The sequence below is a fragment of the Streptomyces flavofungini genome, assembly GCF_030388665.1.
GTDB classification, from domain to species: domain Bacteria; phylum Actinomycetota; class Actinomycetes; order Streptomycetales; family Streptomycetaceae; genus Streptomyces; species Streptomyces flavofungini_A.
In genome coordinates this window covers 203386-218630 of sequence record NZ_CP128846.1, presented here as the reverse complement: position 1 = coordinate 218630, position 15245 = coordinate 203386, and the positions used below count along the sequence as shown (strand labels likewise).

Sequence of the window (15245 nt, the reverse complement as noted above, 5' to 3'; positions counted from 1 at the left end):
TTCAGCGCGGGCCCCCTCGTCCCGCGGGCACGGCGGGCGCGCCCTGCGGGAAGAACCGCCGGTCGTGCTCCGCGCTCGGCACGAGGTCGGACCACCACTGCGCGTCCGGGTCCCAGCGGGCGTGGAAGGGGCGGCCCACCAGGTCGGGATCGCGGGCCTGCAGGAAGCGCAGCGCGAACGCCCGCTCGCCGCCGGGAAGCCGGGTCGGCCCGTCCACGGTCACCTTGCCCTCGGTCGTCGACATGACGGGACCGCGCGCGGTGCGACCGAGCCCCGAGAGCTGCGTCGTCGCGTCGCGGTGGATCTCATGCGCGCGCTGGATCGGCAGCCCGAAGTAGCGGCGCGCCCCGGTGTCCCGCTCGACGAACAGGTAGTACGGGTGGATCCCGAGGGCGATCTGCGCGCGCCAGGAGTCCGCCCACACACCGGGGTCGTCGTTGACGTGCCGGACGACGGGCGCCTGCGAGCGCAGTTCGGCGCCCGTGGCGCGCAGGGCGGCGACGGCGAGCCGTGTCAGGTCGGGCTCCAGCTCGCGCGGGTGCGAGACGTGCACCATGACGGCGACGTGCCGGCCCGCCCACACCAGGCGTTCGAGGAGACGCAGCAGTGGCGCCGCGTCCGGATCACTGACCAGCCGCGCCGGGTGGAACGACAGCGCCTTGGTGCCGATGCGCACCGTCGTGATGTGCTCAAGGCCAGGCCGCAGCAGCGCCTCCACGTACGGTTCCAGGAGGTCCGTGCGCATCACCAGCGGGTCCCCGCCGGTGAACAGGACGTCGCTGACCTCGGGGTGGTGGCGCAGGTAGTCGGTGACGCGGCGCGGCCCGTCGGCGGCGATGCGCAGTCCAGGGTCGCCCACGAACTGCGCCCAGCGGAAGCAGTACGAGCAGTAGGAGTGGCAGGTCTGGCCGTGCCGGGGAAAGACGAGCGCCGTCTGGGCGTACTTGTGCTGGACGCCCTCGACCTCGTCGCCCCCGTCGAGGCGAGGGATGTTCCGAGTGAGCTGCTCGCCGGGGTGCGGGTTGAGGTCGCGGCGGACGGTCGCCACCGTGGCCCGCAGCTTCGCCGGGTTCCCCAGAGCGCGCTCCACGGCCCGGAAGTGCACCGGGTCGATCATGTCGCGGTGCGGGAAGAGCAGCCGGTACAGCGGGTCGTCCGGGGCGCTCTTCCAGTCCACCAGATGGTCGATGGCATGGCCGCTGACCTTGAAAGGAAGGACCTGGCCGACCACGTCGACATCGTGCGCGAGGTCGGGGTCCGCGCACCGCTCACGCACCAGCGCGGCCAGCCTGCGGCCCGACACCGTGCGGGTTCCCCGGCCGCTCATGCGGCGATCCAGTAGCGCGTCAGGTGGCGGTCCGCGTCCTCGTACGCGGAACGGGCGTGCAGCATCCGCTGGTTGTCCCAGATGAGCAGGCAGCCGTCGGGGACCAGGATCCGCGTGCGGTACTGGTCGAACAGCTCGCTCACCCGGCGCGCCAGGGCCGCGCCCGCGCGGCCGAAGGGCAGCAGCTCCGGCTCCGGGGACGCGTCGAGGGCGGCGTCGTAGTCGGCTGCGGTCAGGAGGTTGTAGCTGAACCTGAGCACCGGGCGGCCGTCGTCCTCCTCGTACAGCATGGGCACGGTGACGGTTCCGCCCCCGGGGCCGGGGAAGGTGAGCCGGGGCCCGGTCAGGAGGGCGTGCTCGGCCGGGGCGAGCAGCTTCTCCAGGAGCCGTCCGTCGAGCAGGTCGGTGTGGCCGCCGCCGCAGCGGGCCTGCCGGTGGCAGTACAGGGCGAGGTGGCGCGGGCTCGGGTCCCAGCCCGGGGCCTCGGTGTGGGCGCGGATCGTGTTGCGGCTCTGCGAATAGGCGCGGCCGTCGTTGCCGGGACGGTGCACGACCTCGTGCTCCACGGTGCCCGTGTACTGGGGCACGAACCGGCCGATGTCCTGCAGGAGTTCGATGGCGTGCCGCTGTCCGGCGAGTCGGTCCACGACGGCGTATCCGTCGGCCTCCAGGACGGCACGCACGCTCTCGGCGCGTGGCATGGGCATGTGCTTCCCCCGTTGTCTTCCTCTGTCGGTCGCCGCTGGGGCGATGCCTCGGTTCGGACGGGTGGGTGCCGGGTGCCGGTGGTCAGCCGGTCCGGCCCGGCGCCGAGTCGGCGTCCGCGGGACGCCGGCCACGCCGGTGGTGCGACGCAGCCTCGCAAAGGGGCACGGGGACGTATTGAAGAAAACCGACCTCGCCGGGGGATGGCTCGATCCAGTATGCGAAGGCCGGTGTCCGGGGAACGCGCACGGGCGCGTGCCGGGGGAGCGGGGGATGCCCGGAGCGCGGGCGCGGTCGGACCGGCCGGGTCAGTCCGGCAGGACCAGGCTCGTGGGCCTGCGCTCGCCGCGGTCCACCTCCGTCGGGCCGCTGTGGGCGAGGGCGCGGGTGCGGGCGAAGCGCGACAGGGTCCAGCCCGTCATGCCCTTGAACTCCCGGCTCAGATGGCCCTGGTCGGAGTAGCCCGCGAGGGAGGCGGCCGCGGCTCCGTTGTGCCCCTGGGACAGCAGGCCGACGGCGCTGCGCAGGCGCAGGACGCGCGCCGCGGTCTTCGGGAGCAGCCCGAGCTGCTGCTCGAAGCGCCGCTCCAAGTGCCGCTCGCTCCAGCCGCATTCGCGCGCCAGGGCGTGCACGGGTATCCGGCCCGCGGTGCGGTTGATCCGCTGCCAGGCCCACAGCACCTCCGCCGAGCCGCGCGGCCCGTCCTGGAGCCAGTTCGTGAGCGTCACGTCCAGGAGCGCGAAGCGCGCGGCCCAGTCCGGACACAGGTCCAGACGCTCGTCGAGGCCGCGGAACCGGGGGCCCAGCAGGTCGGCAGGCTCCACCAACTGGTTGGCCAGCGCGTTCATCGGCGTACGGAACAGCGTGTACGCCGCCCACGGGGCGATCACCACCTCCACGCCGCTGAGCCGCCCGTCGTGCTCGCCGAGCCGGGCCCGCGACTGCATCCCGGCGTACACGGAGCTGTACGTCGACCTGGTCGCGCGCCCCGCGTCGGCGGCGGCCTCCGAGATGCTCAGGCGCTGCCCGAACAGGATCACCAACGTCGTCATGAAGTCGGGGAGTTCGAGCCGCCGCCGGGCCCCGGTCAGGTCGAATCGGAAGCCCCGGTAGGCGACGACCCCGGGCCTGAGGGCGGGCGCCGGGCGGGCGGCGGCCCGCTCCCACGTTCCGTCGGGGCAGCACGTGTACCTCACCGGATTCCCCCGTCCCGTGTCCGACTGCCGTCATTGTCGGCCGGGCAAGGGCGCCCGGGAGACAGCGCTTTCGCGCCAGTGTCCCTGTCATGCGCAAGGCGTTCGGGCGCATGACGTGCGCTCGTCCGCGGGCGTACTTCCGCCCGTCACCCCGCATGAGCACAAAAGAGCCTGCGGGCGCACGCGGTCGGTCAAAAGGCCGGGTGCGCCGCGGGTGCGACACGAACCGAAATCCGTCATCGGCAGCAGCCGCCGGGACCGCGTCCGCCAGGGCGCGTCCGTCAGGAACCGAAGGAGCCCCTCCGTGGCCAAGGTCCGTATCCGCAGACCGAGCGTCCTCGCCGTCGCGACCGCCCTGGCCGCACTCGCGGCGGCTGCCCCCGCGCAGGCGCAGGCGTCCGGCGCCCTGCCCGCGCTCACGCCCCGGGCGGAGACGGCGCCGCTGTACGACGACGAGGCGGGCGGCAACTCCGACGCGGACGACCCGGCGATCTGGCGGAACGCCGCGGACCCGGGCCGCAGTCTGGTCGTCGCCACCGCCAAGGAGGGAGGCCTGCGGGTGTACGACCTCGACGCGCGCCAGGTGCAGCACCTGCCCGCACCCGCCGGACCGGCCCCCGGCGACGCCCCCGGCCGCTTCAACAACGTCGACCTGGTCCACGGCCTCAAGCTGTCCACCGGCCGCGCCGACATCGCGGTCACCAGTGACCGGGGCAACGACCGGCTGCGGTTCTACCGCATCGACCGCGACCGCCCCGGCGGCCCGCTCACCGACGTCACCGACCCGGCCGCCGCACCTGTCTTCTCCGCCGACCAGGGCGAGATCAACGAACAGCGCACCGCCTACGGCCTGGCCACCTGGACCGACCGGACCACGGGCCGCTCCTACGCCCTCGTCAGCAGGCGCGAGCGGACCCGTGTGGCCCTCCTGGAACTGCTGCCCGGCCGTTCGGGCACGGTCGGCTACCGCACGATACGCACCCTCGACCTGCCGTCGGCCTTCAAGCTTCCCGACGGCACCTCGTGGACGCCGTGCGCCGAACCGGGCGAACTGCCCCAGGTCGAGGGCATGGTCGTGGACCCCGCCGACGGCACTCTCTACGCGGGCCAGGAGGACGTCGGCATCTGGCGGCTGCGCGCCGACCTCACCGGCACGCCCACCCTCGTCGACAAGGTGCGCGAGTACGGCGTGCCCGGCACCTACGACGAGGCCACCGACGAGTGCGTGCGGGGCGCCGACCCCGGCTACGGCGGCAAGCGGCTCGCCGCCGACGTGGAAGGCCTCACGCTCCTCACCGAACGCGACGGCGACGGCTACGTCCTGGCGTCCAGTCAGGGCGACGACACCTTCGCCGCGTACGACCGCGAACGCGGCGATGACGGAGAGGGCAACGAGTACGAGGGCGGCTTCCGTGTCACCGCCGCCTCCGCGACCCTCGACGGCTCGCAGGAGTGCGACGGGGCCGCCGCCCTGAACGCCCCGCTCGGCGCCAAGTACCCGCACGGGCTCCTCGTGGTCCAGGACGGCGACGAGACCCCGCAGCAGTCGGGACGCGAGGCCACGGGCTTCAAGTTCGTCCGCCTCGACGACGTGGTGGACGCCCTGGAGGACTGAGCGAGTCCGGGGCGCCCGAGGCCGCATGACGCGTGCGCGGTCTCTCGGCGCCCCGGAGTCCGCCTGCCCGGGGGCGGGCAGGCGGGGCTCACCGGTCGTACGTGATCAGGCGGTGTGCAGCCGGAGCCCGTAGCGCCCGAGGATCTCGTTCACCGGCTGGAACCATGTCTCGCCGCCGCTGCTGCAGTTGCCCCAGCCGCCCGAGGTCACGCCCTGGGCCTGGTCGCCGCTGATGAACGAGCCGCCCGAGTCACCGCCTTCGGCGCAGACGCTGGTCTTGGTCAGCTGGTGCACGACCGTGCCGTCCGAGTAGTTGACGGTCTCGTTCTTGGCGAGCAGCCGGCCGCAGTGCCACTTCGTGGTGGACCCGGAGCGGCAGATCGACGACCCGACCGGCGCCTCGGCCGAGCCGCGCACGAGCTGGTCGGGGATGGTGCCCCAGCCGAGGACGACCGGGACGGTCCACCAGCCGTGCCCGATGGACACGTACGCGTAGTCGTCACCCGGGAACGAGGAGCCCTGGAACGTGCCCATGGCGGAGCCGTCCCAGCCGCGCACCGACGCGCCCGCGCGCCCGCAGTGCCCGGCCGTCACGAAGCCGCCGTGCACCGAGAAGCCGATGGAGCAGCGGACGTTGCCGGTGTAGTACGGGTCGCCGCCGACCGTCCCCGCGGCGAAGGTCTTGGGGCCTTCGGGAACCGTCGCCACTCGTACGGGCGCTGTCGCGCGTGCCTTGCGCAGGAAGGTGCTGACATCGTTGTCGCCGCGATGTCCGGCGACGACGTCCACGACGACGCGGTTCGCCTTGTGGTCGACGCGCCAACTGGCCACGTCCGCGGGCGCGTCGAGCTTGTCGACGCGGGCCTTCGCCGCGTCGAGCTCCTTGGCGCTGTGCTCGACGAGCCGGACGTCGGCGCCGGTCGCGCGGACGTCGGCGAGGGCGCTGCGCCGGGTCACGGCGACATGGAGGCCGCGGCGCTCCTCGTCGAACCAGGCGCCGGCGAAAGCGGCGCCGGCGGCCTTGCGTGCCGCGCGCTCGGTCGTGGTGGCCCGCCGTTCGTCGGCGAGCCGCTCACGGGCGGCGGCGGGGGTCAGGCCGAGGTCGCGCTCCATGGCGTCGAGGAGGGCGGCGGAGGCGGGTGGTCGGGATGTGCGGTCGGCGGTGGCCTCGCGGTCGGCGGCAGCGGCGGAGGAGAGCCCGGTACCGGCGCAGGTGGCCATCAGGAGCAGGGCGGACAGGCCGAGGCGTGCGCCGCCGGTGCGTCTCGCGGGGATGGTGCGTCTCACAGTGGGGAACCTCTCGTCGTTCCAACGGGGGTGGGGTGGACCAGAGTTGCTGAGAGCGCTCTCACTTCGTGATGCGGTGCAGAGCGTAGGGAGACCGCGCGGTCAAGTCCATACCTGCGTCGCGGCTCGGCGCAGCGGAGGGGGATCGGGGGAGCCAAAGGAGCCAAAGGGGCCCGAGGGGTCAGAAAGAGGCAGTGAGGGGTCGGAGAGAGGCAGTACGGCCGCAGGGGGAGCGGGTCAGTGCTCGCGGCGGGAGCAGTGGGCGGCGCCGGGCCCCTTGAAGCAGGCGGTGATGGTCTTGCCGTCCGCCGTGGGATGGATGCTCCAGGTGTCCGCGAGGGCGTCCACGATGGCGAGGCCGCGGCCGCTGACGCTGGTGTCGTCCGCCGAGCGCGGCGCGGGGGCCCCGGGCCCGGAGTCGTGGACGGTCAGGTGCAGTGCGCGGCCGTCCCAGGTCAGCACGACCTGGGCGCTGGTGCGGGCGTGGTGGTGGGCGTTGGTGACGAGTTCGGACACCGCGAGGACGACGGAGTCCACCGCGTCGGGGTCGGTGCTCGCCCACCCCAGGGACTCCACGTGGGCGCGAGCCCACTCCCGCCCGGCTCTGACGCCTCGGGACACGGGGAAGGACTGGGCCCAGCCGACGGCCCGCAGCGAAGCATCCGACATGACGCACCCTCACACGCGGTTGGCACGGTCTGCCCTCCGGTTACCCCGCTCCGTGCGCTTCAACGGCCCCCGTGTACGGGGCACAGAAAGCGTGTGCGGGCCCTGCCGTCCCGAGAGTGGCCGATTCCCACGCATCGCCCCGCGGGACCGGGGCACCCGCGGGTCCATGGGATTCGACGGGGTCGTACGCGACGGAAGGCGGCAGGCGCGCCGCGTGGCGAAGGGACGTGCCGTCGGGACGGCGGCGCGGGCGGGATTCATGGCGCGCGGCGTCCTCTACGCGCTCGTCGGCGTCCTCGCGCTGCGCATCGCGTTCACCGACGGCGGCGGGAAGCAGGCCGACCGGGGCGGCGCCCTCACGGAGATCGCCGACAAGCCCTTCGGGAGCGCCCTGCTGTGGTTCCTCGGGCTCGCCCTCGCGGGCATGGCGCTGTGGCGGCTCTCGGAGGCGCTGTTCGGGCAGGCGGGACCGGACGGCCACCGGGCGAGGAAGCGGCTGGCCTCGGCGGGCAGGGCCGTCTTCTACGCCGTGGTCGGCTACTCGGTCCTGGCCTACGTCACCGGGGACAAGGGCAGCGGCAGCGGCTCCTCGGACCGCCAGAGCGACGACGTGACGGCGACCGCGCTCGGCTGGCCCGCGGGGCAGTGGCTCGTCGGCGCCGCCGGCGCGGGCGTGGCCGCGGCCGGGCTGTGGATCGCGGTACGGGCGGTGCGGCGCAAATACCACAAGCACCTGCGGACGCACGAGATGTCCGCTCCGGTGCGGCGGACCGTGGACACCCTCGGCGTGGTGGGCGGCAGCGGCCGCGGCGCCGTCTTCGCCGCGGCCGGTGTGTTCGTCCTGGTGGCCGCCGTGCGGCACGAGCCGGGGGAGGCCAAGGGCATGGACGACGTCCTGCGCTCCTTCCGCGACACCCCGGCGGGACCGTGGCTGCTCGTGGCGGTGGCGCTGGCCCTGGTGGCGTTCGGTCTCTTCTCCTGGACGTGCGCGCGGTGGCGGCGGGTGTGAGCGGGCTCGCCGCCGACCGGCGCACCGGACGGGCACCGCCGGGTCAGCGCAGGGCGGCCGCAGCTGCGTGGAGGTGTTCGAGGGCGTCCAGGACGCGGGTGTTGCGGTGCCAGGCCAGCCAGCGCCCTGCCTGCTGCCCGAGGGCCTCCAACTCGTCGAGCTGGGTGCGGGTGAAGCCGACCAGGGGGCGTTCGTGGTGCGAGGAGACCATGCCGAGCACGGCTCCGCCCGGCCCCGTCAGGGGCACGCTGTGGCAGCCGCGGCTGCCCGCGTGCAGGATGACGCGCCGGGAGTCCTCGTCGAAGATCTCCGCGACGGCCACGTCCTTGATCGTCACCTGCCGGCCCTCCTGGGCGGCCTGCGCGCACGCCGTCGTCGAGTCCTGCACGAAGGCGAAGAACTCGGTGAACTCGCGGCTCAGGCCCAGGTGTCTCTCCAGGCGCAGCATCCCGTGCTCCGCCACTTGGACGTTGCCCATCCCGGCCCGCGTGAGGTGCAGGACCCGCCGCAGCGTGGACTTCAGGACCGCCCCGTGCCCGTTGAGGTCGCCCTCCCGCCCCGCGAGGCCGGGCAGCGGGGGCGGGCTGTAGCGGGCCCGCCCGGGAAACCACAGGTCGGCGTCCGTGTCGGGGCCGGGGACCCGGACCACCGCGTCGGCCAACGTGTGCAGCTTGATGTTCATCTGCTGCGACGTCCGGCGCAGCAGGTCGAACGCGACGCGCGCTGAGCCGAGCCGGTAGCGGTCGATGAGTACGTCCTGGGCGCGCGCGACGCAGGCGTGCGCCACCTGACGGTTGCGCAGGGCTACCTCGTGCTGTCCCGGCTCCGCGGCGGTCGCGGGCGGTCCTTCGGCCTCGTGGCCGGAGTCGGACGGGATCGAGTCCAGGTGGTCCTGACTCACGGTTCGGGTCTCCCTCACAGCCTGGGCGCAGCGCACATCAGCTGTCCGTGGACACAGCGGACACAAAGGTGTCCGTGGGTGCTCGCGGCCGAATACTTTTCCGCTTCGACCGACAAGTCACCTGTTGATGTGCCTACTTCCCAAGCACCGGCATCACGGTAGCGGCGTTCACCGCTCCGCGCAGGGATCTATGTCACAGCGTCGACGCTTCCGACGAACCCGTCCCGACGGCCCCTCGACCGTCCGCCGTGCGGGACGCCGCCTCGACCAGACCGGACTCGTAGGCGGCGATCACCGCCTGCGCGCGGTCACGGACACCGAGCTTGACGAAGATGCTGGTGATGTAGTTCTTGACCGTCGAGGCGCTGATCTCCAGCGCCCGCGAGATCTGCCCGTTGTCGAGGCCGGTGGCGATCAGCCGCCACACCTCGACCTCGCGGGGCGTCAGTTCGCCCCGTTCCACCGCGGGTGCGGGCCGCGGGGCCGGGTGCGGGCTCCGGACGTACGTGGAGATGAGCCGCGTGAGCAGCCGCGGGGCCACGACGGCCTCACCGGCGTGCACGGTGCGCACCGCCGCGATCAGCTCCTTTGGCGCGCTGTCCTTCGGCAGGAACCCGTACGCGCCCGCGCGCAGCGCCCCCACGACGTACTCGTCCATGTCGAAGGTGCTCAGCGCCAGCACCCGGCAGCGGGGCAGCACCCGCGCCAGCTCCTCGGTCGCCCCGACCCCGTCGAGCACGGGCATGCGGATGTCCATGACGACGACGTCGGGCCGCAGCCGGTGCGCGAGCGCGACCGCCTGCTCACCGTTCTCCGCCTCGCCGACCACGTCGAACGCCGGGTCGGGGGTGAGGATCAGGGCGAGTCCGCGGCGCACCAGCGGCTGGTCGTCGGCGATGAGCACACGGACGCGGCCGGAGGCCCCGCTCTCGGAGGCGGGGGTGGGGGCGGAGGCGGGGGTCGGCGACGCGGCCGTCGGGAGGGAGGGGCGGTCCGGTGACGCGGTCATCGCGGCAGCCCCTCCTCGTCGCCCGGGGCCAGCGGCAGGCTCGCCGTCACCGCGAAGCCGCCGTCCTCCTGGGGTCCGGTCGTCAGGGAGCCGCCGTGCAGCGCGACCCGCTCGCGCATGCCGACCAGGCCGTACCCGGTGCGTCCCGGACGCGACGGTGCCCGGTGCCCCGCCGGTACCAGTGCGCCCCCGCCGTCGTCCCGCACTTCGACGGCGACCCGGTCGACGCCGTACGTCAGCAGCACCTCGGCCCGCGCCTCGCCGCCCGCGTGCTTGCGCGCGTTGGTCAGGGCCTCCTGGACGATGCGGAAGACGGTGAGGCCCACGGTCGGCGGCAGCGGGCGCTCCTCGCCGTGGACGCGAAAACCGGTGGGCAGCCCCGCAAGGCGGGACTCGGCGACGATGCGATCGAGGTCCGCGGCTCCGGGCTGGGGTGACGGGAGCGCGTCGTCCGGTTCGTCGTCGGCCCGCAGCACGTCGAGGAGCTGACGCATCTCGCGCAGGGCCATGCGGCCGGAGTCCTCCAGGGTGACCAGGGCGCCCCGCGCGACCTCCGGGGCGTGCGTGAGATTGGCGCGGGCGCCGCCCGCCATCAACTGCATGGTGGTGATGTGGTGGGACACGATGTCGTGCAGCTCCCGCGCGATGCGGCGGCGCTCCTCGGCCACCGCCCGGTCGGCGAGAAGCCGCCGGTTCGCCTCCACGTCCCGCTGCCAGCGGTGGACCGCGAGGGCGGAGCCGATGACGAGGACGGTGGCGAGGGCCGTGCCGACCAGGTCCATGGGCGCGGGCCACGGCCCGGTGAACCGGTTGACGAAGGGCAGGGCGAGACACGCCGCGCCCGCCGCCACCGTCATCCGGGTGCCGGCGCCGCGCACGACCGTGAAGAGGGCGACGACGAGCGCGGCCGAGAGCCCGCGCGGCCCCACCGTGACCAGGCTGATCACCGCACTCAGGGCCAGCGTCCCGACGAACGCCGCCAGCGGGTGCCGACGCCGGAACAGCAGCGGCAGCCCCGACACGGCGACCGCGGTGAGACCGGCCACGGTGGCCGGGCTGCCCTCGCCCTCCTCGCTGAGGGCGTAGCCGGCCAGGTCCAGGGCCATCACACCCGCGACGATCAGGCCGTCGGCGCGCGACCACGGCGGCACGACCGCCCCCGGCGCCCGCTCGGCGCGGTGTCGGTCCGTCATCAGCTGGTGTTCCTCTCCTCGGCCCGGCTCCGCTGCCGGGCCGGTGCCGGGTGCGCTGTGACGGTCGTACGTGCACCATTGTGGCACCCAGTGCCAGCAGGCCCCTGTCCTCGGGGCGGAGCTCGGGACCAGGACCACGGTCCTGGTCCGATGGCGAGCCTCCCGGCAGACGGGGCCGCACGGCGGGTTCGGAGGGGGAGTCAGAGGGGGAGGACGAGCTTGCCCTGGAGGTGACCCCCGTCGAGCGGCAGCGCCGCCGTCTCCACGTGCGACAGCGACGCGGGTTTCCGTACCAGGTGCAGCGCGGGCGCCTCCACGACCTCGGCGTACCTGCTCGCCGGCCGTGGGAACAGCGGCATCCCGAACACCTCGTCGCCGGACCTGAACCGCCACGCCTGCGGCCCCTTTCGACCGTGCCGCTGACGTCCCGGCCGAGGGCGAACGGCGGCCGCCCGATCAGCGGGAACTCGCCGGCGCGCAGGCGCGCCTCCACCGGGTTGAGGCCGATCGCCCCGACACGGACACGCACCTCCGTGGGAAGGGGTCGGGGCTCGGGCGCGTCCACGACGGTGAGGACATCGGGACCGCCGAGCGACTCCTGGGCGATGGCTCGCGCCACGGCGAGCTGATCAAGGTGATCGGAGACATCTCCCGCAAGACGCTCACCCAGGCGCTCCGGCGCCTCGAGGCGCACGGACTCGTCAGCCGTCCCGCGTACGCGGAGGTGCCGCCCCGCGTCGAGGACGAACTCACCCCGCTCGGGGCGACGCTGATCGACCCGGTCCACGTGCTGACCGAGTGGGCGAGGGCGAACGGCGACGCGGTGCTCGACGCCGGTGCCGCGCCGGTCGCCCGTGGTGCGGCCGGGCCGACGCCGAGGAACGGCCGGGCGGGGCGGGTGCCGCTCCCGCCCCGGCGACCTCGCGGTCAGCCAGTGACGTCGGCGGTGGTCGGCCTGGTGACGTTCTTGACGGGCAGGTCCATGCTGGCCCCGGCGATGTAGTAGTCCTTGGGCGCGGAGAAGACCACGAACTCGTTGTCGTAGCCGCGGATCTTGGCGCGCACGGTGAACTTCCCGTTCGCGTCGGTCCTGGCCTGCGCGTTGTACGCCGACTCGTAGTACGTCCGCAGGAGGATGCGGGTGCCTGCGACGGGGCCGTGCCCGGCGGGCCAGGTGACCTTGCCGGTGACGATCAGGGTGTCGCCCTCGCGCACCTTGGTGCGGTTGACCTTGTAGGTGAGGGTGCTGGCGACCGGCTGGGCGGCGACCGTGGTGTCGCCGAAGTAGATCTCGTTGTCCGAGGGGTCGCCCGGGTCGTAGGAGGCCTGGAACTCCACCCGGTGGCGGGGGAAGAGGAAGACGCTGTCCTTGTCCTCCCACCGGTCCGCCTTCACGTCGCGGAGCGTGAAGTTCCCCTTGGTGTCCGTGCGGACCGTGCCCAGGTCCAGGGTCTCCCGCTCGGTCGGGTCGATGGGGTCGCCCCACGGGTTCCAGGTGTCGTACAGCACGGACTTGAGCAGCTCGACCGGCGCGTCGGCCACGGGGGAGCCGTCGGCGCGGGTCACCGTGCCGGTGAGGTCGACGTCCCGGTGGGCGTAGTCGGCTGTGCTCTCGCTGCTGGTGAGGCTCACCGTGTAGGCGGCCTCCGGCGGGTCGTCGGTCGAGGCCGCCGTGTCGGCACCGTGGGCGGGCGCCATGCCGAGGGCGAGGGTGGCGAGGGCGAGTGCGGCGGTCGCGGTGAGCCGGGCGACCGGTGTGCGGGTGCGCAGGTGCACGGGAACTCCGTTGGTGTCGTGTGTCGATGCCGCCGGTGGCACCGGCGGCGGGCTCGCCGGTGGTGGCGCCGGGGCGGTTTCGCAGGGGTCGCAGACTTCGACACATCGAGCGCGGCGGGTGGTTGTAGGGGGCGTCGAGCGTGCATGTGTCGTACACGGGGCGTTCGACGGGTGGTTGGTCGCTCTTCCTTCCTGAGGGGCCGCGCGTTGCCGGGGACGTACCGGCGTGGTGTCTCGCTGTGCGCAGGCGACATCGCTGAGGCCCGCCCTCCGCTGGATCCCACCTGTCCCGCGCCGCTGCGCGGCGTGGCCCTGTCGCTCCTCGGCCTGCCGTTGATCGACGCGGCGAACCGGGACGAACCTGCCGCTGGCTGCGCGGAGGGGGGCGCCGCACCTTCATGCTGAGGGTGGCGCCGTCCCGCGTGCACGGATTGACGGGAAGGGCCCGTCAACCCCCTCGCCCTCTCCTGGGCACTCCCGCGGGGTGCAGGGGGCGGTGCAGAGTTGCCGCCGCGGCTATCCGGACCGCCCCGGGGGCGTCGCGGGCCCGGGCGGGGCCAGGGTCTCGCCGTTGCTGAGCCGGGCCCGCACCCGCGCCTGCGCGCCGCGCGGTGCCGGTTCCGCCAGGGTCCGGCCCTGCTCGGAGACGTCGACGTCCCCCGTGACGTCGATGCCGGTGACCTCGCGGCTCCCGGCGGCCAGCAGATACCGCTTGCCCGAGTCCGCCCGCCAGGCCGTGCTCGCCACGACGTGCTGGCCGAACCGGCCGCAGGCGGCGGTGGACCGGGCGCGGGCGATCACGGGAGCGGGAGCCGTGGCCCGTGTCGCGGGTGCCTTGAACTGGAGGAGCACGTCACCGGGGCCGCGCCAGGTGGTGGCGCGGGCACAGGACCACAGGGCCCGCCCGTCGCCCTCCGGCAGGTCCTGCTCGGCGAAGTCCCACACGTTGACCGACCGCGTGCCCCGGCGCAGCTCGGGCAGCCTGCAGGCCGTCCGTGCCCAACCGGCGAGGGCCTGCGGGCTCATGGCCTCGCGCGGCTGGCGGGCGGGGGCCCCGGGGCCGGGCAGCGGCGTGTACGTCAGATGGACGGGCAGCAGCCCGCCGAGGTCGGTGACGAGGAACGCGTGTTTCTCCACGATGCGCGCGGAGGAACGCAGTTGCAGCGCGGGCCAGGCGTCGCAGGACCGGCCGACGGCGGGGTCGGGCACGGGGGCGGTGACGCCGTCGTCCGAGACGCTCAACGGCGTGCTCGTGGCGGTGGGGCGCAGCAGGTCGCGGGTGTGCGTCTCGGCGATCCACGGCGCGGTGAGGTACCGGGTGCGGTCGTCGTCACGGCTGACGGCCACCGCGGCGGCCGTGGTCACGTCGGCGTTGTCGGCGCGGGCGAAGTCGAGCGCGGGCTCGGCGCCGGAAGTGTCCTCGCTGTAGCGGATGACGCGCTCGGCGTCGTGGAACAGGACGACGGTGCGGCCGTCGACGACGCCGGCGTACAGCAACCGCGGTGTTCGGCCCGGGGGTTCGGTGGAGGTGGCCGGAGCGGATGTGACGCGCACGCCGCGGCCGGGGTCGGTCCATGCGGCGAGGGCGCGGGTGAGCAGGGCGCGGTCGTCCGTTCGCGGTCCGCGGGGCGGCCAGGCGGTGAAGTCGACGCGGGCGGTGTCGGCCCACTCCTCGGCGGGGGCGCGCAGGAGGCGGTCGGCGGTGGCCGCCGCGGGCCCGGTCGAGGGACTGGACTCCTGGTCGCCCTTCGCCTCCAGGCCGGTCAGGACCAGGCCGCTGAGGAGGAGCAGCGCCACCGCCGCCCACGCGAGCCGGACCCGGCGCCTGCGCCGCAGCAGATCGGTGGGCCGGGTCTGCACGGAGCAGGCGTCGAACTCCCGGGACCGCAGCAGCGATTCGGCCGCCGGACCTGCCGTCTCCTCCAGGCGGTACGAGGCACGCAGCGCGTCCCCGGCCCGCTCGGCGCCCGCGGCGTCGAGCAGCTCCACGACCTCCGCGTCCGCGAGCCCGTCGAGGCGCCGCAGCACGAATGCGGCGCGGGCAGCGGGAGAGACCTGGGCGCAGGCCTGCGCGAGCGCGACCTCGTCGACACCGCCCGCCCTCGGGAACAGGCGCAGCCCCCACACCACGGGCAGTGCCAGCCGCAGCGCCCTCGGCGGCGGGAGCCGCTTCGGCCAGCCCCGAGGACGCCGCTCGTACGCCAACGCCGCCCGCACCACCCGAAGGAGCAGCCAGGTGGCGCCGGATGACCCGGTGCCGGTGCGCTGCGCGGGGACCCGCGCGGTCGTGCCCCGGGAACGCAAGCCCCAGGGCCCCGGCAGCGCGCGCTGCACCAGGGCGTGCGCGACGAGCACGCGGCGGTGCCGGGAGAGGGCGACGGGAAGGATCAGATAGGCGAGCCGCACCAGGTTGGTGTAGCGGTCGACGAGGGCCGCCTCGGCCTGACCGAAAGAGATCCGCTGTGCGGGACCCGAGGTGCGGGTGCCGGATGTGGGCATGGAGAGGCCGCCTCCCAAAGGCTGATGACATCGGCCGCTGCCCTCCGTCAAACGAGTGA

Annotated in this window: 12 protein-coding genes and 2 pseudogenes; 3 read left to right on the top strand and 11 right to left on the bottom strand. The window is 74.2% G+C overall.

Annotated elements, in window-relative coordinates; genetic code table 11:
- Position 1: 1 nt before the first annotated feature.
- The 3 genes from QUY26_RS01010 to QUY26_RS01000 all read right to left on the bottom strand — a co-directional run bounded on the left by QUY26_RS01010 (position 2) and on the right by QUY26_RS01000 (position 3228).
- Positions 2-1327, bottom strand: a complete 1326-nt coding sequence (locus tag QUY26_RS01010; protein ID WP_289943187.1) for a KamA family radical SAM protein — start codon at positions 1325-1327, stop codon at positions 2-4.
- Positions 1324-2034 carry a TauD/TfdA family dioxygenase gene (locus QUY26_RS01005; protein ID WP_289943186.1) on the bottom strand — a complete coding sequence of 237 codons (711 nt, stop codon included), beginning with the start codon at positions 2032-2034 and terminating at the stop codon, positions 1324-1326. The genes QUY26_RS01010 and QUY26_RS01005 overlap by 4 nt, the downstream gene beginning before the upstream one ends.
- A gap of 306 nt (positions 2035-2340) precedes the next feature.
- On the bottom strand, positions 2341-3228 hold the full coding sequence (locus QUY26_RS01000; protein ID WP_289943185.1) for a helix-turn-helix transcriptional regulator: 888 nt from the start codon (positions 3226-3228) through the stop codon (positions 2341-2343).
- A 304-nt stretch (positions 3229-3532) separates the two neighbouring features.
- Here QUY26_RS01000 and QUY26_RS00995 point away from each other — a divergent pair, with 304 nt between their 5' ends.
- On the top strand, positions 3533-4843 hold the full coding sequence (locus QUY26_RS00995; RefSeq protein WP_289943184.1) for a phytase: 1311 nt from the start codon (positions 3533-3535) through the stop codon (positions 4841-4843).
- Between the two features lie 105 nt (positions 4844-4948).
- Here QUY26_RS00995 and QUY26_RS00990 read toward each other — a convergent pair whose 3' ends face one another.
- Positions 4949-6064 carry a S1 family peptidase gene (locus QUY26_RS00990; protein ID WP_436840473.1) on the bottom strand — a complete coding sequence of 372 codons (1116 nt, stop codon included), beginning with the start codon at positions 6062-6064 and terminating at the stop codon, positions 4949-4951.
- Between the two features lie 303 nt (positions 6065-6367).
- Positions 6368-6799, bottom strand: coding sequence for an ATP-binding protein (locus tag QUY26_RS00985; protein ID WP_289943182.1), 432 nt, complete (start codon positions 6797-6799; stop codon positions 6368-6370).
- A gap of 166 nt (positions 6800-6965) precedes the next feature.
- Here QUY26_RS00985 and QUY26_RS00980 point away from each other — a divergent pair, with 166 nt between their 5' ends.
- Complete coding sequence (locus QUY26_RS00980) at positions 6966-7808, top strand: DUF1206 domain-containing protein (protein WP_289943181.1); 843 nt, start codon at positions 6966-6968, stop codon at positions 7806-7808.
- A 43-nt stretch (positions 7809-7851) separates the two neighbouring features.
- Here QUY26_RS00980 and QUY26_RS00975 read toward each other — a convergent pair whose 3' ends face one another.
- The 4 genes and pseudogenes from QUY26_RS00975 to QUY26_RS40880 form a co-directional block, all read right to left on the bottom strand.
- Positions 7852-8709 (bottom strand): GAF and ANTAR domain-containing protein, encoded by an 858-nt coding sequence (locus QUY26_RS00975; protein ID WP_289943180.1) that lies wholly within the window; start codon positions 8707-8709, stop codon positions 7852-7854.
- A gap of 193 nt (positions 8710-8902) precedes the next feature.
- Positions 8903-9718 carry a response regulator transcription factor gene (locus QUY26_RS00970; RefSeq protein ID WP_289943179.1) on the bottom strand — a complete coding sequence of 272 codons (816 nt, stop codon included), beginning with the start codon at positions 9716-9718 and terminating at the stop codon, positions 8903-8905.
- Complete coding sequence (locus QUY26_RS00965) at positions 9715-10911, bottom strand: sensor histidine kinase (RefSeq protein ID WP_289943178.1); 1197 nt, start codon at positions 10909-10911, stop codon at positions 9715-9717. Before QUY26_RS00965 ends, QUY26_RS00970 begins: the two co-directional genes overlap by 4 nt.
- A 236-nt stretch (positions 10912-11147) precedes the next feature.
- Positions 11148-11530, bottom strand: a pseudogene (locus QUY26_RS40880) (alcohol dehydrogenase catalytic domain-containing protein); the annotation flags it as partial.
- Here QUY26_RS40880 and QUY26_RS00955 point away from each other — a divergent pair.
- Positions 11525-11770: pseudogene (locus QUY26_RS00955) on the top strand (winged helix-turn-helix transcriptional regulator); the annotation flags it as partial. The pseudogenes QUY26_RS40880 and QUY26_RS00955 overlap by 6 nt on opposite strands.
- A gap of 68 nt (positions 11771-11838) precedes the next feature.
- On the opposite strand, the gene QUY26_RS00950 reads toward QUY26_RS00955, so the two are convergent.
- Together QUY26_RS00950 and QUY26_RS00945 are read right to left on the bottom strand one after the other, a co-directional pair.
- Positions 11839-12687, bottom strand: coding sequence for an acyl carrier protein (locus tag QUY26_RS00950; protein ID WP_289943176.1), 849 nt, complete (start codon positions 12685-12687; stop codon positions 11839-11841).
- A gap of 516 nt (positions 12688-13203) precedes the next feature.
- On the bottom strand, positions 13204-15186 hold the full coding sequence (locus QUY26_RS00945; protein ID WP_289943175.1) for a hypothetical protein: 1983 nt from the start codon (positions 15184-15186) through the stop codon (positions 13204-13206).
- Positions 15187-15245 lie beyond the last annotated feature (59 nt).